The organism is Salinivibrio sp. MA351 (assembly GCF_001996065.1).
In the GTDB taxonomy this organism is placed as follows: Bacteria; Pseudomonadota; Gammaproteobacteria; order Enterobacterales; family Vibrionaceae; genus Salinivibrio; species Salinivibrio costicola.
This window is the reverse complement of the sequence record NZ_MUFG01000019.1, coordinates 11,916-34,267: the sequence shown is the minus strand read 5'-3', so window position 1 is coordinate 34,267 and position 22,352 is coordinate 11,916. Positions and strand designations below refer to the sequence as shown.

Annotated in this window: 17 protein-coding genes; 9 read left to right on the top strand and 8 right to left on the bottom strand. The window is 50.3% G+C overall.

Annotation, left to right across the window (positions count from 1 at the left end; all coding sequences use genetic code 11):
- Positions 1–20: 20 nt before the first annotated feature.
- The 3 genes from BZG78_RS10815 to rluB all read right to left on the bottom strand — a co-directional run bounded on the left by BZG78_RS10815 (position 21) and on the right by rluB (position 4,279).
- On the bottom strand, positions 21–2,039 hold the full coding sequence (locus BZG78_RS10815) for a TonB-dependent siderophore receptor (RefSeq protein WP_242413013.1): 2,019 nt from the start codon (positions 2,037–2,039) through the stop codon (positions 21–23).
- A 196-nt stretch (positions 2,040–2,235) separates the two neighbouring features.
- Entirely contained in the window at positions 2,236–3,159 is a 924-nt protein-coding gene (locus BZG78_RS10810) for an AraC family transcriptional regulator (RefSeq protein ID WP_077461044.1), read from the bottom strand.
- 142 nt (positions 3,160–3,301) lie between these two features.
- Positions 3,302–4,279 (bottom strand): 23S rRNA pseudouridine(2605) synthase RluB, encoded by a 978-nt coding sequence (gene rluB, locus BZG78_RS10805; RefSeq protein WP_021023931.1) that lies wholly within the window; start codon positions 4,277–4,279, stop codon positions 3,302–3,304.
- A 330-nt stretch (positions 4,280–4,609) separates the two neighbouring features.
- Here rluB and dhaR point away from each other — a divergent pair, with 330 nt between their 5' ends.
- The gene (gene dhaR / locus BZG78_RS10800; RefSeq protein ID WP_077661203.1) at positions 4,610–6,535 is read left to right on the top strand and encodes a dihydroxyacetone kinase operon transcriptional regulator DhaR; all 1,926 of its coding nucleotides are present in this window, start codon (positions 4,610–4,612) and stop codon (positions 6,533–6,535) included.
- 66 nt (positions 6,536–6,601) lie between these two features.
- Here the strand turns inward: dhaR and ptsP are convergent, their stop codons facing one another.
- The 3 genes from ptsP to dhaK are packed head-to-tail and all read right to left on the bottom strand — an operon-like array spanning position 6,602 to position 10,713.
- On the bottom strand, positions 6,602–9,004 hold the full coding sequence (ptsP, locus tag BZG78_RS10795) for a phosphoenolpyruvate--protein phosphotransferase (RefSeq protein WP_077661202.1): 2,403 nt from the start codon (positions 9,002–9,004) through the stop codon (positions 6,602–6,604).
- Between the two features lies 1 nt (position 9,005).
- On the bottom strand, positions 9,006–9,641 hold the full coding sequence (gene dhaL, locus BZG78_RS10790) for a dihydroxyacetone kinase subunit DhaL (RefSeq protein ID WP_077661201.1): 636 nt from the start codon (positions 9,639–9,641) through the stop codon (positions 9,006–9,008).
- A 13-nt stretch (positions 9,642–9,654) separates the two neighbouring features.
- Positions 9,655–10,713 (bottom strand): dihydroxyacetone kinase subunit DhaK, encoded by a 1,059-nt coding sequence (dhaK, locus tag BZG78_RS10785; protein WP_077661200.1) that lies wholly within the window; start codon positions 10,711–10,713, stop codon positions 9,655–9,657.
- Between the two features lie 346 nt (positions 10,714–11,059).
- Between dhaK and BZG78_RS10780 the strand changes: the two genes are divergently transcribed.
- Positions 11,060–12,142 carry a glycerol dehydrogenase gene (locus tag BZG78_RS10780; RefSeq protein WP_077661199.1) on the top strand — a complete coding sequence of 361 codons (1,083 nt, stop codon included), beginning with the start codon at positions 11,060–11,062 and terminating at the stop codon, positions 12,140–12,142.
- 168 nt (positions 12,143–12,310) lie between these two features.
- On the opposite strand, the gene BZG78_RS10775 is transcribed toward BZG78_RS10780, so the two are convergent.
- Positions 12,311–12,931, bottom strand: coding sequence for an L-threonylcarbamoyladenylate synthase (locus BZG78_RS10775; protein WP_077577260.1), 621 nt, complete (start codon positions 12,929–12,931; stop codon positions 12,311–12,313).
- A 90-nt stretch (positions 12,932–13,021) separates the two neighbouring features.
- Positions 13,022–13,924, bottom strand: coding sequence for a PHP domain-containing protein (locus BZG78_RS10770; protein WP_021024310.1), 903 nt, complete (start codon positions 13,922–13,924; stop codon positions 13,022–13,024).
- A gap of 569 nt (positions 13,925–14,493) precedes the next feature.
- On the opposite strand from BZG78_RS10770, the gene aroF reads away from it, so the two are divergent.
- From aroF to trpA, 7 genes are all read left to right on the top strand, one after another.
- Entirely contained in the window at positions 14,494–15,507 is a 1,014-nt protein-coding gene (gene aroF, locus BZG78_RS10765; RefSeq protein ID WP_077461176.1) for a 3-deoxy-7-phosphoheptulonate synthase, read from the top strand.
- A complete protein-coding gene (locus tag BZG78_RS10760) occupies positions 15,504–17,108 on the top strand; it encodes an anthranilate synthase component 1 (protein ID WP_077661198.1) in 1,605 nt (534 codons plus the stop codon). The genes aroF and BZG78_RS10760 overlap by 4 nt, the downstream gene beginning before the upstream one ends.
- Positions 17,105–17,728, top strand: a complete 624-nt coding sequence (locus BZG78_RS10755; protein ID WP_077661197.1) for an aminodeoxychorismate/anthranilate synthase component II — start codon at positions 17,105–17,107, stop codon at positions 17,726–17,728. The genes BZG78_RS10760 and BZG78_RS10755 overlap by 4 nt, the downstream gene beginning before the upstream one ends.
- Before the next feature lie 117 nt (positions 17,729–17,845).
- A complete protein-coding gene (gene trpD / locus BZG78_RS10750; RefSeq protein ID WP_077661240.1) occupies positions 17,846–18,850 on the top strand; it encodes an anthranilate phosphoribosyltransferase in 1,005 nt (334 codons plus the stop codon).
- A complete protein-coding gene (gene trpCF, locus BZG78_RS10745) occupies positions 18,847–20,235 on the top strand; it encodes a bifunctional indole-3-glycerol-phosphate synthase TrpC/phosphoribosylanthranilate isomerase TrpF (protein ID WP_077661196.1) in 1,389 nt (462 codons plus the stop codon). The genes trpD and trpCF overlap by 4 nt, the downstream gene beginning before the upstream one ends.
- Positions 20,236–20,310: 75 nt before the next feature.
- Positions 20,311–21,501, top strand: coding sequence for a tryptophan synthase subunit beta (trpB, locus tag BZG78_RS10740; RefSeq protein WP_077461030.1), 1,191 nt, complete (start codon positions 20,311–20,313; stop codon positions 21,499–21,501).
- Positions 21,501–22,325, top strand: a complete 825-nt coding sequence (gene trpA / locus BZG78_RS10735) for a tryptophan synthase subunit alpha (protein WP_077661195.1) — start codon at positions 21,501–21,503, stop codon at positions 22,323–22,325. The genes trpB and trpA overlap by 1 nt, the downstream gene beginning before the upstream one ends.
- The last annotated feature ends 27 nt before the right edge of the window (positions 22,326–22,352 follow it).

Below are 22,352 nucleotides of genomic sequence, written 5' to 3'. Positions count from 1 at the left end.
TTGTTTTTCACAAACGCGGTTTAAAAATCAAAGGTAATTTTTGCTTTTACATTCCGCTCATCACCATACCAACAGTTCAGCTCGTCAAAGCAGCTATAGGTCGTTTTATCCAGCAGGTTCGTTGCAGATAGTGACAATTTCGCTCCTGATAGCGACGTATCTAGCTGAGCAAGATCATAGTTTAGAGCGGTATCAAACAGGGTATAATCAGGCACTTTAAAGGTATTGTTCGCGTTACCCTGTGACTCGCCCACATAACGCGCCCCCACGCTCACTTCTAATCCGGAGGTTAACCGATGGTTCACCCAAGCACTGGCCGTTTGCTCGGGCACCCAAACCGGTGTCTTGTCTTCAAGGTTAGGATCGTCGGTGATCTTCATATCAATATAGCTATAGGTTAAGGCCACATTGGTATCTAGGCTCAGCGCATGATTCAGTTCAATTTCTACGCCTCGCGAACGGATTTCACCCGTTTGAATTTTGGCGTAAGAATCATTGGGATCGTTGACCAAGGCATCTTGCTTAGTCAGCTCAAATAACGCCAAGTTGAGCCCTGTCGTCCCATCCAACGATAAATACTTCAGGCCTGCTTCCCACTGCTCGCCCTTCGATGGATCAAAGACATTACCTCGATTATCCATGTCTGTCGGCTCAAAGCTCTCGGAGTAACTGAGATAAGGGGAAATACCGTTATCAAATTGGTACATGGCTCCGGCGCGAAACGCCAAATTGTAGTGGCGAATGTTCTTATCAGAGGTACTCGGTGACCCAGCAAACAATGTTTGCTGATCATCTTTTAACTCATATTCATCGTATCGCGCGCCAGCGAGAAAGACCCATTGATTCCAAAGGATCTGATCTTGCGCGTAGAGTCCGGTCTGCGTGACCTCAATGTCATGCTGATCCTGATAAACGAAGCTAAGTGAACTTGGGTCAACCTGGTTATTATTGGGCTCAAAGATATCAATAGCCGGCACCACACCTGCAAGGGTATCGTCATAGCCAACATTGGACGACATGTTTTGATAATCCAAGCCAAACAAGGTGTAATGTTGCGCTGCCCCCCAGCGCAAATCGCCAGAAAGCTGAGTATCAACCACCCACGATTCCATGGTTTCATCTGTCAGGTACGCATTACGCGGATAGTGTCTGCCATCACTGCTTTTTTGATGGTACATGTTCTTTTGCAGTAAATCGGCATCGGTGTATCGTGCGGTGTGCAGTAGTGACCAATCAGAAGCGAGTTGGTGTTGCACTTTATAGCCCAGCATTAAAAACTCTCGGTCATAGGTATTCCAGTTGTTGTCACCGGAAAAACTGTCACTCGAAAGGCTGCCTTGGTCACTGTGCAGCACTGAGCCTTTCGCTGGTAGCGACGTATAAATGCCCGCAGCCGGGTCCGCTTGATAATATAGATTAAAATTCACTAAGGTATCTTGCGAGATACGCCAATCTAGCGACGGAGCCACGACATACCGCTCTTCTTCTGAATGCCCGGCTTGCCCGTCTTTTTTCCGTGCCAGCGCCACCATCCGATAGGCCAACGAGGTATCTTGAATCGCTCCGGTGCTGTCGACTGATATTTCTCGCAACGCCTCTGTATCAGTACTGACGCCAACCCGATGCGCGGCTTCACGCTGTGGCGTTTTCGCGATCATATTCACCATACCGCCCGGTGGAATATTTCCGTACAACACGGATGTAGGCCCTTTAAAAACCTCGACTTGCTCAATCGCGATCGGATCAATTTGTGGCTGTAAATTCCAGGTGTTGTAAGGGATCGCTAACCCGTCGTAAAAATTTTGATAGTTGATAAAACCACGAATATTGAAAAGGTCGAGACGGGTCACGGCCCCACCGCGAAGTTCGGTATTTACGCCCGGGGTGTAGCGGACGGCTTCGCTTAATGAACTTGCTTGGCGCTGCTCCAAAGTGTCGCGGTTAATCACTGTGACCGCTTGTGGTGTCTCTTCGGGTGCCAATACCGTTTTGGTGGCGGTATTGCGGTACGTGTCGCCTAGGACTTGTATGGTTTCCATGTTGGCTTCTTGGGGAGCAGAGTAAGCCGACACAGTTACTACGCTGCTAATCACAGCTAAGGTCAACGGCGACAATCGCCCAATAGCCTGCCGTGGGCACGAAAAACCTGTATGCATCATGATTTCCTCTAATGACGAACCAATAAATCTAAAACGGAATCATTCGTATTTTATGGATGCATAGAGGAAATACTGTTCATTTTGGTGCACGATGCACGGGATCGATAGCACGATGCACGGGATTGAGTGGCACCCAATATGTCATTACTGCGCTATTCGAGTGGGGCTGGTAACCACTGGGGTAGATTTCAAGCTCTATACCATCGGTGCATTGATAGCCAGAGTCTGGTAGCCAAGCGTAAATAAACGCCTGCAATGTATCAGGGAGCCCGCTCACCGGCCCGGAGTGCGTGATAACGGCATAGGTCGTTTCCGGAATGATCCAGCTTGTGGTGTCATGTTGAAAGCCTGCTAATGCCTGTTGTCCCGCAAGGTATGGCAACGGTGATTGCAGTGTATCCGCGCTAGCTACATCAATGGCACCGATACTTGGCTGGTTTAGATCAATCACGCCGCGCGCATAGGCTCGCTGCCAAAGCGCTGGCACAACATCATTAAAATCAGGCTCTGGCGCAAATAATCCCAATATCGGTGCAACGTCTCCCGCGATTGTGGCTTGAGGTCGCGTTTTAATCTGCACAGATAACCACAGAGGTTGTGGTGTGGTTAAAGTGGTAATTTGTAACGGTGTACGAATACCATCCATAATGCCTCGTCGACGATATTCTCGAGGCGTCATATTATATTGCTGTCGAAATGCGCGGGAAAAATTAGCCTCAGAGGTAAACCCACAGGATAAGGCAATATCAATGATACGACGTTGGCCAGTCAGTAACTGCTTAGCGGCATCACTCAATTTAAGCTCCCGCACGTAGTGCGCAACACTCATCCCCGTTTGCTCAGAGAACACGCGCTGCAGTTGCCAACGAGACCAGCAACTTTTTGCTGCAAGTTCACTAACCAATAGTGGCTGATCTAAATGGGTATGGATGTAGGCTAATACACGCTCAATCCGATTCAAACGGGTGGCAGCTTGATAAGGCTCAGCAGCGATCGTCATTATTTCCGTATATCGATAGTTCTATAAATTGAGCTGACAATAACACAAATAATAATCGTTATCATGTATACCCTTCTCTTCTCTCTTGAATAAAAAAACCCGACACAAGGCCGGGTTTTCATTCATTAATGCTGAAAGCGTTTTATTTACGCGTCCGAGGCTTTCCTTTCCCTCTTGGCGCGCCAGGGCGTGGGCTACCTTTTTTGGGTCCCGACCCTTTTGGTCCTGCTGCCGGGGCATTACCACGGCGAGCTTGACGGGCTTTCTTTGGCTTATCGTTCGAGTCGATACGCTCTTCATAACGGCGCACTGCTCGACGAATTTTCTGACGCGACTTTTTACGCTTTTGGTCTTCTGGCGTGATCACTGTTTGCGATTCAGGCTTCATTTCCACCATCTCGCGCAAATAGTTAACTTCTTTAAGTTCCATCTCGCGCCAACCACCACGTGGCAGGTCTTTCTCAAGATAAATGTCACCGTAACGCACTCGCTTCAAGCGGCTCACAGTCACACCTTGAGTTTCCCAAAGGCGACGCACTTCGCGGTTACGCCCTTCGGTGATCACAACATAAAAGGTGTGGTTCATCCCTTCGCCACCCGCGTAAACCACGTCCTCAAAGCGGGCAACACCGTCTTCAAGCTCGACACCGGCCACCACGTTGCGCACCATGTCTTCGTTCACATCACCAAAAACGCGCACCATATATTCACGCTGCACTTGGCGGCTTGGATGCATCAAGCGGTTTGCCAGTTCACCGTCAGTGGTAAACAGCATGAGACCGGACGTGTTGGCGTCCAAGCGGCCAACAGCGACCCAGCGGGCATCTTTGAGCTTTGGCAACCGGTCGAACACGGTACGACGACCTTCTGGGTCGCTACGCGTACATAGTTCGCCCTCTGGCTTGTTGTAAGCCAGCACGCGACATACTGACTCAGAAGGCGCATTGAGCGGCACTGCATGGCCATCGACACGCACCAGCGCACTCGGATCGTCAAGACGGTCGCCCAGCTTGGCCACCACACCATTGACACTCACTCGGCCGGCTTGGATATAGCTTTCCATTTCGCGGCGTGACCCCGTGCCAGCACGCGCTAGCACCTTCTGTAATTTTTCGCTCATGTTTGTCTTACCTTACTGTCGCCTTCACAGGCGTCAAAAACGGAATAACTCTACGTTATGGCTGGTTATAATACGCCCCTAGTAAAACTTGTTGAAACATCCCCAACAAGATAAAGCGCGGCGCTATAACAGGTGCCTAATGATACACGACCGCATCACGCACGCATAGAAAAATACACCCTGACCACTGGATAAAACGGTCAGTTTTTATACGTCTTTTATCTCGCTCATTTCGTCTCTCTGTGCTGAGGCGTGAAAGTTCTCACAGCTGCTGGGCTAAAGTACCTGTAACATGCCGACAGTCCATAACTTGTGCTAGAGCGGTATAGCATGCTTTCGATCGAAGACAATAAAACCAAATGGGACTTTTTCCAAAGACACCACTGGGTGTCTCATGAATTCTCACGTACCCCCGTACTTAAGTCGTGGGAGCGGTGTATAAAGCAATGTAATCCCTACACTTGGTCAAAACCACACATTGCCTCTGGTTTTACCTTGTCGTCTTTGATGAAGCGCAACGAGCATCTTATCGAATGTGCCACCACAGTGCTTGAAGATACTTACGATATGTTAGGCGAAGAAAATTTGCTATTGATTGTGACTGACAACAATGGCTGCATTCTTTCTCTCGTCGGGCATGACGTAATAAAGCAGGAGATGAACGAGCTTGGTATAAAACACGGTTGCTTTCTTTCTGAAGGGAAGATTGGTACCAATGCAGTCAATCTCTGTATCAACACCCATATGCCTTGTGAAGTATTTGCCGCAGAACACTTTAATCGTCACTTACATCCTTATGCCTCCGTGGCAGCACCTGTTTTCGATCAATTTGGCAAGCTACGTGGGACAACGTGTTTGATCAAAAACGCAGAACACTACCAGAAAGAGAGCTTAGTCATCATCGCGTCAAGTGCGAGAGAAATCAGTTTGCAGATACATATTCATTCTGAACAAGAGAATATTAACCGTCTTTCCTGCGCGCACAACGCCACACTAGAGTCCATGGATGATGGTCTCCTGGCATGGGATGAAGACAATCACATCACCATGGTTAACCATCAATCTGAGCGGTTACTGAATATCGAGGCAAGCGATGTCTTAGAAAAAGATGTGTTCTGTGTTTTTCGTTTCCCTCCCAATGTACTCAACAGTATTGAATCTGGTACAACAATTAAGCGTAAATTGACCACAATAGAAGTCGGCGGCGAGTTTGTTGAAGCGATTATCACGCTGCGTGCGCTCAATGACGGCACCCATTTACTGTTCTTGCACCCCATCGATAAAATTCGCGAACTAGCTCAACAGCAAATCGGAGGCAGTGCACGATATACATTCAATACGTTGCCTGTTATTTCACGCAAGATGAAACACGTGATTACCATGGCCAAGCGGGCGATAAAATCGAATTCACCGATCTTCATTACTGGAGAGGAAGGTGTGGGAAAAGCGACGTTAGCCATGGCGATTCATAATGAGAGTAGCTATAAAGATGGGCCATTCATTACGCTCAACTGCCGCTCGATCAATACGGAACAACTGGTGAAAGAGACCTTGGGCTATGATGAAGGACAGGGCATGCCTTCTAAGTTTGAGTTAGCTCACGGCGGAACTCTGTTTTTAGAAAAAGTGGAATACCTATCGCCAGACCTACAAGCCGTGTTACTAAAGTTATTAAAGACAGGCTTGGTAAGCCGTAGCGACAGCTTGCGATTGATCCCAGTAGACTTTCAACTCATTACCAGCACGACCGCAGAAATCAGCGAATATGTCACACAGCGCTCATTTGGTCGCCAACTTTACTATGAGTTATCCTCAAACGAACTCCCTATTTCGCCACTAAGAAAACGCAGAGAAGACATCGAACATCTTGTCCAGCAGCTTGTTAGCCATTACGAGCGTCGCCACAATGTAACCCTCTCGATAGAACAAGTGGCATTGGAAGCGTTAATGAATTTTCGTTGGCCAGGAAATAACTCCGAGTTAAGAAACCGAATTGAGCGCATCTTGCTTAATCGAGGTTCAAACTTGATCAAACTGAGTGATATTCCTGAGGACATAAAATTGAACGCCCATCATCGTACAGATAATACGCCGATCATAACCCTAGAAGAAGCCGAGAAAAGAGCCATTGTTCAGGCTTGGAATCAGTGTAATGGGAAAATGAACGAGATGGCCAAAGCACTGCAAATTGGACGCACGACACTATGGCGAAAAATCAAAAAATTTGGCTTACATGAACAGATGGAGTGGTACTAACGAGTCATATTAAAAAAGTCATATAAAAAAACCGGCGTTGAACGCCGGTTTATACGTAGAGGAACGCTATGCCTGCAAAGACAGTTGGCGAATCTGAGCTTTGAGTCCAGGCAGCAGGCTAGCGCTAGCGCTGAACTTACGAAGACCAATACCAAGTAACATCTGTGTTGCGTTCGGATCACCCGCCATTTCGCCACACATGCTCACGGGAATACCAGCACGCTCACCGGCAGCACACGTCAATTCAATGGCTTTTAACACCGACGGTTCAAAGTAATTCACAAGCTCTGCGACTGCCGTATTGCCGCGATCTGCCGCCATAACATATTGCGTCAGATCATTGGTACCAATAGAAAAAAAGTCAACTTCTTGCGCCAACGCATCCGCATTTAGGACAGCAGCGGGTACTTCTATCATAATACCGACAGGAAGCTTACTTGCATCCACCCCTAATTGCTGAGCTTGATGCGCCAACAATGCTTTCACTTTTTTTACTTCTTCAACCTGCGCGACCATGGGTATCATCAGTTGAATATTCGGCTGTACCTGAAACGCCTTTAAAATCGCGCGCAGTTGCGTGTTAAATAAAGCTTCATGCTTGAGGCACAAACGTACCCCTCTCAAGCCTAAAAAAGGATTATCTTCCTCAGGCATAGGATAAGCCGCTAGAGGTTTATCCCCTCCCACATCGAGACTACGAATGGTGAGTGGTTTATCGCCGAGCGCAGCGGCAATGTCTCGATAAACTTGGTATTGTTCATCTTCAGTCGGTAAGGCTTCACTGTCTTGGAATAAAAACTCGGTACGAAATAGACCAACACCTTCTGCCCCCGATGTTAACGCATTTTCCAAATCATTCGGTCCACCAATATTCGCTAAAACGGGAATAGCGATACCATCGCGAGTCATCGCCACTTGCTGTGCGCTCGCTAGCGCACTTTTTCGCGCGTTTTGCCATTCAATTTTCTGTGCGTCTAGCGCCTGCTGTATCTCATCTGACGGCGCAAACCATAAGTGCCCTTTGAAGCCATCAAGCGTCACCATTTGACCTGACCGAACGGCATCGAGACACCCTTGCGCTTTTACCATCGCGGGGATCCCCATCGCGCGAGCAAGTATCGCACTATGGGACGTTTTACCGCCTTCACTTAAACAAATACCGAGCACTTTTTCTTTATCTAATCCAGCCACATCCGAGGGCATAAGGTCATGGGCCAATAAAATACTTGGCTCCTGAATCTCAATGGCCTGAGGCTTGGCACCTGTCATTTCAATCATCACTTGGCGGGCAATATCATGTACATCAGCTTCACGTTCGCGCATGTATAGCGTCTCAGCATGACGATATTCTTCCGCCAGCGCGTGAAGGGTTTCTAGCCAAGCTTGCTCGGCAATCATGCCTGACTGAATATGCGATTCGACCGATTGCCACAATTCAGGGTCACTTAACATCATGCTATGCGCCGAAAATATGTCGCCTTTCGCTTGCTTTGCTTGACGTTGTAAACGTTGAACAACACACTCTATCGCTTGCTTAACATGCGTAATTTCATCGGTTTTATGACCAAAGGGACGATCGGGTGCGGGTGGCATATCACTGGTGAAAAGAACAACGGGCGCCGTTACAATACCTTCATTCACGCTAATCCCTGTGATCGCGCCTTCAATAGTTTGCGCATTCACCTCATGGTGTAATGTATCGACTTCATCGCTTTGATGTTCGATAACCCCATCATCAACGGCTTGTTTTTCGCCAAAGTGATCATGTGCGAGTACTTTAAATGCTGCTATTGCATCCACGGCTTGGGAACCAAGGGCATGTATGGTTATTGTGTCATTGCAACGGACACCAAGCTTCGCAATACTATTGAGACTTTTTGCATTGACCTGTCGATCGCCCTTTTGTAGCCAGAGTTGACTGTCAAAATGCGCAAGTGCACCAACAATGGCTGCTGCTGGCCGAGCATGTAATCCATGCGGATTTTGCACAATCCAGTCGTATGTCAGCGTTTCTTTATCCTGCTTCGCCGTTTGCGCGGGTTCCACATCTGTTGATGGCTGATCACCTAGATGCGCTTGTTTTACACCCAAGGCATTCTGCGCTTCCTCAACCACGGTTGCCATCGGTAACCCTGCCGCTGCTGCCACCGATGCCGCCATCGTCCCTTCGACGATGGGCGCTGATATTAACGTCACACTTTCCTTTATTTGATCATCAAGGAGATCTAGCGCCATTTCTGCACTTAGCAATGCGCTTCCGAGATCCATCAAGACAATAACGCCTTTTTCATCATTCACCCGCTCTATCGCTTCCATGACAGCAATGGTATCGGTACCTATCGGGTTTTCAGGATCATCAACACCTGCAGCAATGGCGATATTCGCTTTGCCTTGGGTCATTTGGGTCGCTAATTCAGCGACCCCCTCAGCAAGGCGACGACTATGAGAGACAACAACAATTCCCACCATCTTAATTACCTGCTATTGCTTGCTTTAGTGCTTTAATCATTAATAGAGAGGACGTAGCACCGGGATCTTGATGACCGATACTGCGCTCACCTAAATAGCTCGCTCGTCCTTTTTTCGCTTGCATTTCAATGGTGGCTAATACATTCGCTTCTGCGAGCTCAATCATCTCATTATGTAAGTGATCAGCACTTGTGCCCTTATCTAACGATGCCTTTATACTCGTCAAAACCGGTAGCCAAACATCACACATGGTTTTGTCGCCTAATTCAGCTTTACCACGAGAAACCACACCATCGACCCCACTTTTTAGCGCGTCGATCAGCTCTTCAAAGGTTAATTGTTCTCGAGTCCCGACAGCCGCCGCTGTGCGAATAAATAACGTGCCATATAAAGGGCCACTCGCGCCTCCGACACTAGACAATAATGTCATTCCCGTATTTTTTAGAATGCTACCAATGTTTTGCTCGACAATTTGTGGCAGTTTTTCCGCGACTTTCTTAAAACCACGATTCATGTTGAGACCATGGTCGGCATCGCCGATATCACGATCAAGATCCGTGAGAAAATCTTGGTTGTCTTGATAGGTCGTCGCACACAACTCTAACCAGTGAATAATATGTGTTTTTTCAATTTGCATGTTATTTCCCCTGTTACCAGTTGATTGCGGCAGTATCAACGGGTGCATCAAAAAGTTCTAACATCTCTTTATCCGCTTTGAGTAAGGTGATTGACACCCCTTCCATATCAAGCGACGTACAGAAGTTACCTACCCTATTTCGTACGATGCGGAATCCCGCTTGCTCGCAGTTATGCGCTAGACGGCGATACACGCCGTAAAGCTCAGAAATTGGCGTGCCTCCCATACCATTGACCATCACGATGTAGTCATGATCGGCAGAAAAAGGCTCAATACTAGACACGACCTCATCCCATTCGCCTTCTTCACGATTCCAAATCCGTAACGTGCGCTGATAAGGTGCGTTTTCAGCGAGTTCAGCAAACATGTCATCCACCAAAGTATCGACGTCTGTGTATTGCATGCGTTTAATACCTGGCTCACCATGGATACCAACACCAAACTCCACTTCATTATCTTCTAAGATAAACGACGGCTTACCTGCGGCTGGCACGACACAAGCATTAAGCGCGACACCAAAGGATCGGCACTGGTTATTGACGCGTCGAGCAAGCGCTTCACACTGTGCCAACGTATAACCTTTACTTGCCGCAGCGCCGACTAATTTCTCCACTAACACAGTGCCTGCCACGCCACGACGGCCAGCGGTGTAAAGGCTATCTTTTACGGCCACATCATCATCCACCAAGACTGATCCAACACTGATACCATCGGTATGAAGTAGCTCCACGGCCGTTTCAAAATTCAACACATCGCCCGTGTAGTTTTTAATGATAAAAAGCACGCCCTCACCGGTGTTTACTTGGTTACCACACTCATACATTTGATCCGGTGTGGGCGATGTAAAGACTTCTCCCGGGCACGATCCGGTCAACATACCTTTACCAATAAAACCCGCGTGCAATGGCTCATGACCACAACCGCCACCAGATACTAACGCGACTTGTCCTGGTGTTTCCTCATGCCACATATAACGAGGTTCGTAATTGGCCTTTAACTCAGGACGGGACAACGCAAGGCCTTCCATTTGTTGCAAGACAACATCATCGACTTGATTGATTAGTTTTTTCATCGTTCTATCTCATTCCATTTATTTTCACGTAGGGTATGAACTCATCTTAAGCAGAGAAAACAGGGGCTCAACAAAAATAATTTTGTTCCATAGTGGAACAATTTATCTTTTTATTTCGTTTCAATATGGAACACGAATGACGCAAACAGTCTGAATAGTGATCAATGCCATAAAGCAGGGTTTGTCGTTTTTTCTTTCGCGACGGATTTGACACTGCGGTCATAAAAGCTCAATTCAAATCCTCGATATCCTTTCTCGTTTGAGCTGTCAGTCCTAATATAGCGCCTTCCCTACAATGGTTTTTCATTGCAGAAAACACACAGAATAAAGAATAAAGGTCTGAATTATGGACAAAATAATTATTAGCCCCAGTAAATACGTCCAAGGTGAGCAAGTACTGAGCTCGATTGCACACTATGTAAAAAGTCTTGGTGAGAAACCATTAGCCATCGCTGATGCGTTCGTGACCGACTTGGTGGGTGCAGAGGTAAAACAGAGTTTTGCTGATGAAGAGATATCACTCGCAACCAATATTTTTAATGGCGAGTGTTCGCGTGCTGAGATTGAGCGCATCACCGATATTTGTGCGACACAGAAACATGATGTCATCGTCGGTATTGGCGGCGGGAAAACATTAGATACGGCAAAATCCGTTGCTTTCTATACCAAAATTCCCGTTGTTGTTGTGCCGACCATCGCGTCTACAGATGCGCCAACGTCGGCTCTCGCCGTTATCTATACCCCAGAAGGTGAATTTTCTGAATACTTGATGATTCCTAAAAATCCGGACATGGTGATCATGGATACGTCGATCATCGCTAAAGCACCGGTTCGCTTATTGGTTTCCGGGATGGGTGACGCGCTATCAACTTACTTTGAAGCTCGTGCAAATATGACGTCAGGTAAAGCAACCATGGCCGGTGGGCTTGCGACCCGGTCCGCGCAAGCGCTAGCAAAACTGTGTTATGAAACATTACTTGAAGATGGCTTAAAAGCGAAAATCGCAGTAGAAAATGGTGTGAGTACTAAGGCGGTAGAAAACATTATTGAAGCCAACACCTACCTAAGCGGTATCGGTTTTGAGAGCAGTGGCCTAGCTGGCGCACATGCGATCCATAACGGTCTCACCAAGCTTGAGGAGTGCCACCACCTTTACCATGGAGAGAAGGTGGCATTTGGTACACTTGTTCAACTCGTGCTCGAAAACGCGGCAATGGAAGAGATAAATACCGTCCTCGCTTTCTGCCGTTCCGTTGGCCTACCGACCAATCTTTTTGATATGGGCGTAAAAACGCTGAATCATACGACGTTGCGTGCGGTGGCAGAAGCATCAACTGCTGAAGGAGAGACTATCCATAATATGCCATTTCCTGTGACAGCAGATAATGTTTATTCCGCAATTTTAACGGCGCATCAACTGGGTCAATAGTGCATCGCCTACCGCATAAATTGAGACATATCGGATCATAAAAAAACGCCCAGCAAGGTGGCTGGGCGGGAATGGAAGGTCAACCACTGGCTGACGCAACATCAGAACAAGAACATTGCACTGATAATTACGCAGTGCAATGTTTGTTGGTTCACTGGCGATAAAGGATTAATCAAACGGCGTCGAATCACCACGACCCTGGCGTCGAATTTCAGGCGCACCGTCGCTAAAATCGACCACCGTCGTTGGATGCTCACCCAACACCCCACCGTGCATGATCAAATCCACACTGTGTTCTAAATGATCGCGTATCGCTTCGGGATCGGATTCGGTGAAATCATTACCGGGCAGAATCAGCGAGGTCGACATTAATGGCTCACCCAAAGCTTCGAGCAAATCTAGGGCGATTTGATTATCGGGAACACGAATGCCAATGGTCTTACGTTTTGGATTCATCAAACGTTTTGGCACTTCTTTGGTCGCTTTAAAAATAAAGGTATACGACCCTGGGGTATTGTTCCGGATTAGCCGAAACGCAACATTATCCACCCGTGCATACAGTGAAAGCTCAGAAAGATCGCGACATAGCAACGTAAAATTATGATCTTTATCGAGATCACGAATACGGCAAATACGCTCTAGCGCTTGTTTATTCTCAAGCTGACAGCCAAGCGCATAGCCCGAATCAGTCGGATAAATAATCACCCCACCGTTTCGCACAATTTCCACCGCTTGCTTGATCAGCCGCGCCTGCGGATTCTCTGGGTGGACATAAAAAAACTGACTCATGGTTCCTCCTGCTGTAGCTTGACCACGTTTTGGATGCGCACCGCAACCCAGCGATAGTGGCCGACGCGCCGGATAATCCTTATTATCCTTCTATTGTAACGCGTCTGACTGGTTGCTATCTAGTTGATTTATTGATTGCTGTTTCTGCTCGGCAGCCTCTAACCATGCCCAATTCCACCAAAGCGGCTGGCAGTCTTTAGGCAGCCATAGATTTCGGCCTAGCTCTGTCCATGGTGAAGGGTAATGAAAATCTGAGCCCAATGAGGCCAATAAGCCATAGTCCCGCGCGTAGTCAGCGAGCAAACGACGTTCTTGTTGCGACTGCTGAGGGAGTGCGACTTCGATGGCATCGCCTTTCGCCTCAGAAAACGCCGTTAGCAGTCGCTTCAGCCACTTAGCCTTGAGTTTGTATCGGCCCGGGTGAGCGAGTACTGCCTGTCCACCGGCTTGGTGAATCACCTCAACGGCCTCTGCAATCGAACACCAATTCGGCGGCGCATACCCCGTATTGCCTCGGGTTAAAAAGCGCTTAAAACAAGCCTGCATGGTTTTCGCGTGGCCCTGCTCCACCAGCCAGCGGGCAAAATGCGCACGAGTTAGCGGTGCATCACCGGCCAGCTCACGTGCACCCGCTAACGCGCCTATATAATGCGAGCGCTCTAGCCGTGCAGCAATCAACTCCGCCCGTTGTTGGCGTCGCTCAGCTTGCTCGGCAATCAGCGCGATTAATGCCGGATGGTGCGGATCGATATTTAAGCCCACAATGTGAATATCAAAGTTTTGCCACAGAGTAGAAATCTCAATACCGCTGACCAAGGTGAGGGGCAGCGCTTGGCGGTCAATTTCTGCTTGCGCATCCACCAGCCCGGCAGTGGTGTCGTGATCGGTAATCGCCAACACCCCCACACGGCGCTCAACCGCACGCTGCACTAAATCTTGGGGCGATAAACGGCCATCTGAGGCCGTCGTGTGACTATGTAAATCAATGATCATGGTGTATCGGGTTTCCTTAATATGTCCACGCGCTCTGGTAATGCTAACGCAAGCAAGTTAATGCACGTACGCGAACACTATTGATTCATTTGTTATTTTTTATGGTGCGCTGTTTCCGCACTTTTTCTGCATTCTTTTGGTTTTCCCCGTTGACACAGAGACAAAATATCAGTTTACTAGTACACAAGTTAACGCGCACCGTTTCTCGGTCTCGGGGAGCAAGATGGCGCTAAGGGTAACAGTCACAACGGAGTCTCGCAGCATGTATTTCAATACCTCGCCTCGTACAAAGGGCATTTACACGGCACCCACTGCAGTACTGGCCGTCAGCGCGCTAGCGACATCTATGACCTCTGTTGCGCTTATTGGGTGGCACGGCTCCTTACGGGCGGTGTGACAGGCTGTATCAACAGCTACCTTATTCACAACGCCCGCCACTGACGCGGGCGTTTTTGTCTCTGAGCTTTGCCATTAAGCGTTATCGTGCCACTACGCATTTAGCCACTAAGCATTTGGCCACTAAGCATTCAGCCACGGTAATCCACAACCATAGTTTAAAAGGATATTTGATGATTATTGTACTTAAACCCCAAGCCACTGAGCAGGACGCCAAAGGGCTACTCAACCAAATCGAGCAGTGCGGATTAAAACCACTTTACATGCCAGGGGTTGAGCGCATTGTACTCGGCGCGTTGGGCGATGAACGCGTTTTGCAACAATGCCACTTTGAGGCCAACCCGCTGGTTGAAGAAGTGAAACCGATTTTAACCAAGTACAAACGCGTCAGCCGTGATGTGCAGCCGCACGATAGCGTAGTAAATATCGGCAATGTGCCTGTCGGTGGACAAGACTTTGTGGTCATGGCAGGCCCTTGCTCGGTGGAGTCGGAACCTCAATTGCTTTCCGTGGCAGAGCGAGTTAAAACCCACGGCGCTCGCGTGTTACGTGGCGGTGCCTTTAAGCCGCGCACCAGCCCTTATGATTTTCAAGGCATGGGAATAGAAGGGCTTAAGCTGCTAAAAAAAGCCAGTGAGCTCACCGGCATGCCAACCGTGTCAGAAGTGATGGAAATCAGCCAAGTCGATGCCGTGTGTGAATACATTGATTGCTTGCAAATTGGCGCACGTAATATGCAAAACTATGGCTTACTCAAAGCAGTGGGAGAAACTGGCAAACCGGTCTTGTTAAAACGCGGCCTTTCCGCCACTATCGAAGAATGTTTGCTGGCAGCGGAATATATTGTCGATGCGGGCAACCCTAATGTGATTTTGTGTGAGCGCGGCATTCGCACTTACGAAACCGCCACAAGAAACACCTTGGATTTAAACGCGGTGGCCTTTATGAAACAACGCAGCCACCTGCCAGTACTGGTCGACCCAAGCCATGGAACGGGTGTGCGAGAGCTCGTCACGCCGCTATCACGCGCGGCTGCAGCCGTCGGCGCAGATGGCATTATTGTGGAAAGCCATCTGAATCCAAGCGAGGCGTTGTCAGACGGTCACCAAGCATTGACCGGCGATATGTTCGCGCAGCTAATGCAAGAATTAACCCCCTTTGTTCAAGCGGCAGGGAGAAAGCTGTGAACACCCATCACCTCCAATACGGTGAGCTCGATACGCTCCAACTGTCGGTGCCTTATGTGGCCGATCCGACCGAGCTGTATGCCGCCGTGTGCCAAGATAAACCCTTTAGCATGTTGCTGGAGTCAGCTGAAATTGACTCAAAGCGCAACGTGAAAAGCCTGATGCTCGTTGACGCCGCGGTACGGATTGAATGCCGGGCGCAAACCGTAACCTTGCAAGCGCTGACCCATAATGGCGCCCATTTGCTCGACAGCATCAGGCAAAGTGCGGCGCTGCAAGCGTTACCCTGTGAGGCAGAAAGCACTGAGCGTAACAATCAGCCGGCACTGACACTGACATTCCGCCATCCTAACGACAATGGTGCCCTATTGGATGAAGACGCCCGCCTGCGCCAAGCGTCGGTGTTTGATGCGCTGCGCGTCGTTAAACAAAGCGTCGCGTTGGATAACCAGCCTGACGATGCGCTGTTTATCGGCGGCTTATTTGCCTATGACTTAGTCGCCAGTACCGAAACACTGTCCAGCGTAGACGGCACCGAGAGCTGTCCGGATTATCTCTTTTATGTCGCCGAGAGCTTACTGGTGATTGATCACCAACACCGACAAGCACGCTTACAAGGCACCTTGTTTGGTGGCGATAATGCAAGTGCCCACTACGTGGATTTATCGCGCCGCTTGCAACGCATCAAAGAAGCCTGCTTATCGCCTGCGCCACTTCCCGACGCGCCCGTGATGACTGAACACTCAGTCGCAGTTTCAGTCTCCGATTCAAACTTTTGTCAGCAAGTTGAAGCGCTAAAAAAACACGTGATCGCCGGGGATGTTTTTCAAGTGGTGCCCTCGCGCCGTTTTACTCTCGCGTGCCCGTCGCCGCTCAATGCCTATCGCGCGCTGAAACACGGCAATCCTAGCCCATATATGTTTTATCTGCGCGATAGCGAATTCAGCTTATTTGGTGCCTCACCAGAGAGCGCACTCAAATATACCCAAACGACCAATCAAGTCGAAATTTACCCTATTGCCGGTACTCGTCGACGCGGAAAAACGGCCCAAGGCAGCATTGATCACGACTTAGATAGCCGAATTGAACTTGAGCTGCGTAATGATGAAAAAGAAAATGCTGAGCACATGATGCTGGTCGATTTGGCCCGTAACGATGTTGCACGCATTAGCACGCCCGGCAGCCGCCACGTGGCCGATTTGCTCAAAGTGGACCGCTACAGCCACGTCATGCACTTAGTCTCTCGGGTGGTGGGTCAACTTAAATCCGATCTTGACGCGCTGCATGCCTACCAAGCCTGTATGAACATGGGCACGCTCACCGGTGCACCGAAACTTAGAGCGATGCAACTGATCCGTGATACCGAGCATTGCCGCCGCGGTAGCTATGGCGGTGCGGTGGGATATTTTACCGGTTCAGGCGACATGGACACCTGCATCGTGATCCGCTCCGCCTACGTTGAAAACGGCCTTGCTACCGTGCAAGCCGGCGCAGGCGTGGTGTTTGATTCTGACCCACAAGCGGAAGCGGACGAAACCCGCGGCAAGGCGCAAGCCGTGATCCATGCGATTCAAGCTGCTCACCAAGGAGGCCAACCATGAGCACCCCGAAAATGGACATTGTCTTGCTCGATAACATGGACTCCTTTACCTATAACTTAGTGGATCAATTTCGCGCATTGGGTTACCCGGTCACGGTGTTCCGGCACCATTTAGATGCTGATGCCATTGTCAGCCACATTCGTGCCCTGCCCCAGCCGCTACTGGTGCTCTCGCCCGGCCCGGGTGCACCCGCCGATGCCGGCTGCATGCCCGCATTGATTGAGGCGTTACGCGGCCACGTGCCGATGTTAGGAATTTGTCTGGGCCAGCAAGCCATCGTTGAAGCCTACGGCGGCACAGTGGCAGGCGCCGGCACCATTATGCACGGCAAAGCCTCAGCCATGCACCACCAGCAACATGCGGTATTTGGTCCACTTGCCTCACCATTAACCGTCGCCCGTTACCACTCACTGGTTGCCACTGATGTCCCTGCCAACTTGGATGTCATCGCCACAACCTTTGATGGCAAAGATCAGAAAGTGATGGCCGTGGTTAACAACACCGACTATGTAGTCGGTTATCAATTCCACCCCGAATCGATTTTAACCACGCAAGGGGCGGCGCTACTCACCCACACCATTGATTGGGCGAGTGAATTTTACCAAGGCAATCGTGATTAATAGCTAAACAAACCAATAAATAAAGAAACGAATAGAGATACAACACGTACATCACCAATAAGTACGGACGTCAGGACAGACACATCGAGGTTAAATGCAGTGATGGATCAAGCAACCGTGGATCACCTACTAGAAGCGCTCTACCAACAGCAGTCGCTCAGCCAAACGCACAGTGAACAACTATTTAGCGCCATTATTCAAGGCGAGCTCGAGCCTGCTCGATTAGCCGCTGCGTTAACCGCATTGAAGATTAAAGGGGAAACCCCGGAAGAAATCGCCGGCGCCGCGAAGGCACTCACCGATAACGCCGAGCCTTTTCCACGTCCCAGCTATCCGTTTGCCGATATCGTCGGCACGGGTGGCGATGGGGCGAACACCATTAATATTTCTACCACCGCCGCATTTGTGGCCGCTGCCTGTGGCGTGAAAGTCGCCAAGCACGGCAATCGCGGGGTCTCAAGCAAATCCGGCTCGTCGGATCTACTCGCCGCGTTTGGGATTGATTTGGCCATGCCTGCCGAGCAAGCGCGTGCGGCACTGGATACACTTGGCGTGTGCTTTTTATTCGCCCCGCAATACCACACCGGTGTGCGCCATGCGATGCCCGTGCGCCAAGCCATGAAAACACGCACCATCTTTAACCTGCTTGGACCGTTAATTAATCCAGCCAAGCCCAGTATTGAGCTAATGGGCGTGTACGACCAAGCACTGGTGGCGCCAATTGCGCAAACCATGCAAAACCTCAACATGACGCGCGCGGCAGTGGTTCACGGTGACGGCCTGGATGAAGTGGCGATCCATGGCCCTACGACGGTAGCAGAAATCACGCCAACGCAGATTGAGCATTACACCCTGACCCCCAGCGACTTTGGTGTATCCCAATACCCGCTGGACAGCATTGCCGGGGGCACGCCCGAGCAAAACCGCGAGATGATCCGCGCGATTTTGCAAGGTAAAGGCACAGATGCCCAGCAAGCGGCGGTAGCGGTCAATGTCGCCCTATTGCTACGCTTATTCGGACAAGAAGATTTGAAAGCAAATACCCAACAGGCCTTGAACGTGATGGCGTCGGGCAAGCCTTACACCATCATGCAAGCGTTAGCACAAAGGAGCGCAGTATGACCACGTCAGCCCTCAACGACACTATCTTAGGCCGTATTGTCGACGACAAAAAACGCTGGATCGCCGCCCGCAAAAAAGCCCAGCCGTTAGAAAGCTTTGTCGACCAACTGACGCCGAGCGATCGTAATTTTCGTGCTGCGTTAGCCGCACCGGGCTCGCAGTTTATCTTGGAGTGCAAAAAAGCCTCGCCCTCGAAAGGGGTGATTCGAGACGATTTTGATCCAGCAGCCATTGCGCAAGCATACAAGCCATTCGCCACGGCGATTTCGGTACTCACCGATGAAGACTACTTTCAGGGCAGTTTTGATTTTCTCCCCATCGTGCGTGACCAAGTTGATGCGCCGGTGCTGTGTAAAGACTTTATTATCGACCCGTATCAGGTTTACCTCGCGCGTCATTATCAAGCCGATGCGATCTTGTTGATGCTGTCAGTGCTCGACGACGCCGAATACCGTGAGCTAGCCGATTTAGCCGAGTCTTTAAAGCTGGGGGTACTCACCGAAGTGAGTACCGAAGACGAGCTGGCGCGGGCCAATGCCTTAGGGGCGGTGGTGATTGGCATTAACAACCGTAATTTGCGCGATTTAAGTATTGATCGCGATCGCACCAAACGCTTAGCACCGCAAGTGGGGGAAAAAGCGATCGTGATTTCAGAAAGTGGCATTCATAGCCACCGCCATGTGCGCGACCTCGCCGATTACGCCGACGGCTTTTTGATTGGCAGTGCCTTAATGGCAGAGCCCGATCTCACGCTTGCGCTACGTAAAGTGATCTTGGGCGATAACAAAGTGTGCGGGTTAACCTCAGCCGATGATGCCCTCGCCGCCTATGACGCGGGCGCGGTTTATGGCGGGCTCATTTTTGTTGAACACTCGCCGCGCGCGGTAACCCCAGCCGTGGCCGAACGTGTAAAGCTAGGCGCGCCGCTTCGCTATGTGGGCGTGTTCCAAAACCACGCAATAGAGACAGTCGCAGCGCATGCCCATCAGCTCAACCTACACGCGGTGCAATTACATGGCGATGAAGATGCTGCGTACTTACAAGCACTGCGCGAAAGGCTTCCGACCCACTGTGAAATATGGAAAGCGCACGGTGTGTCTGATGTCGCCCCAGCGTTAGACGGCGTCGACGCAGACCGCCACCTCATCGACAGCCGAGTCGGTCAGCAATCTGGCGGCACCGGCAAAACCTTTGATTGGCACCTGATCCCAAAAGCGGCCAAAGACAAAGTAATGATCGCGGGTGGTTTGACGCCCGACAATGCCGCAAAGGCCGCTGCACAAGGCTGCTTAGGGCTCGATTTTAACTCCGGCGTCGAACATGCGCCCGGTGTGAAAGACGCCCACAAGCTTAACGCGGCGTTTCGTGCCCTACGCCGTTATTAATTGTCCAGAGATGAGTGATTACGCCGGGGTGAACGACGCACCTCGGCACCAAATTAAAGACGTAAAAGGATTATTATGAGCAAGCTTAACCCCTATTTTGGTGAATTTGGCGGCCAGTACGTGCCACAAATTTTGGTGCCTGCGCTCGATCAACTCGAGCAAGCGTTTATTGATGCGCAAGAAGATCCCACCTTTAAAGACGACTATATTCGTCTATTGCAAGAATACGCGGGACGCCCCACCGCACTGACGTTATGCCGTAATCTTACCAAGGGCACCAAGACTAAACTCTATCTCAAACGTGAAGATTTACTCCACGGTGGCGCGCACAAAACCAACCAAGTGCTTGGCCAAGCGATGCTCGCTCAGCGCATGGGAAAATCAGAAATTATTGCCGAAACCGGCGCCGGACAACACGGCGTGGCGACCGCACTCGCATGTGCGCTGTTGGGGCTAAAATGCCGCATTTATATGGGTGCCAAAGATGTTGAACGTCAAAGCCCCAATGTGTTTCGCATGAAGCTGATGGGCGCAACGGTGATCCCCGTGCACGCGGGCTCTTCGACCCTCAAAGATGCCTGTAACGAGGCGATGCGCGACTGGTCTGCCAACTATGATACCGCGCACTACTTGCTCGGCACCGCGGCCGGCCCTCATCCTTTCCCGACCATTGTGCGCGAGTTTCAACGCATTATTGGCGAAGAAACCCGCGAACAAATCCTGCGCGCAGAAGGCCGCTTGCCCGATGCGGTGATCGCCTGTGTCGGCGGCGGCTCAAACGCCATTGGCATGTTTGCGGACTTTATTGAAGACAAAGACGTGCGCTTAATTGGCGTGGAACCGGCCGGTAAAGGACTCGATACCGATCAGCACGGCGCACCCCTAAAACACGGCAAGCCCGGGATTTTCTTTGGGATGAAATCGCCATTAATGCAAGATGAATATGGCCAAGTAGAAGAGTCGTATTCCGTGTCTGCGGGGTTAGATTTCCCGTCCGTGGGACCTCAACATGCCCACCTAAACGCCATTGGTCGTGCTGAATACCCGGCGGCCACGGATGACGAGGCGCTGGAAGCCTTTCAATCACTGGCGCGTAATGAGGGGATCATTCCCGCATTAGAAACCGCCCACGCCCTGGCACACGCGCAAAAAATGATCGCCGCCGACCCCAATAAAGAGCAGATATTGGTGGTTAATTTATCGGGCCGAGGCGACAAAGATATTTTTTCGGTTTATGAGATTTTAGAAGGCAAAGGAGAGCTGTAATGGTGGCACCATCAACGCGATACTCATCAATGTTTGCAAACTTGGATGCCAAACAGCAAGGCGCCTTTGTTCCCTTTGTGACCTTGGGGGATCCGAATCCTGAGCAATCGCTCGCCGTGGTCGATGCCTTGATTGAAGGTGGCGCGGATGCCCTAGAGCTCGGCATGCCATTTTCCGATCCGCTCGCTGATGGGCCGACCATTCAAGACGCCACCATCCGAGCGCGGGCAGCCGGCACCACACCCGATACCTGTTTTGACATGTTAGCGACCATTCGTGCCAAGCACCCCACGATTCCCATTGGGTTATTAATGTACGCCAACTTAGTCTATGCACGGGGTATCGAAACATTTTACACCCGCTGCGCTGAGGTTGGCGTCGACTCGGTGCTTATCGCCGATGCCCCGATTTCTGAATCCGCCCCCTTTCGTGATCACGCCCTAGCGCACGGTATCGATCCGATTTTTATCGCCCCACCCAATGCGGACGATAAAACCCTCGCCAAAGTGGCCGAGCTGGGTCGTGGCTATACCTATTTGGTATCGCGCGCCGGGGTAACAGGTGCGGAAGCCAAAGCCGGCACACCGGTCGAGCACTTGCTAGGCACCCTACTTCATCATCAAGCACCGCGCCCGCTACTTGGGTTTGGTATTTCAACCCCTGAGCAAGTCAAGGCAGCCATTGTGGCCGGAGCCGCCGGTGCAATATCAGGCTCAGCGGTGGTGAAAATTATTGAAACCCATCAGCACGACGTGCCGACTATGCTCAACGCGCTTACTGAGTTTGTCCGAGCCATGAAAGCGGCAACAGCACACGCCTCGTAGCTTTCAGTCGCTTGTCGTCATCAGTAC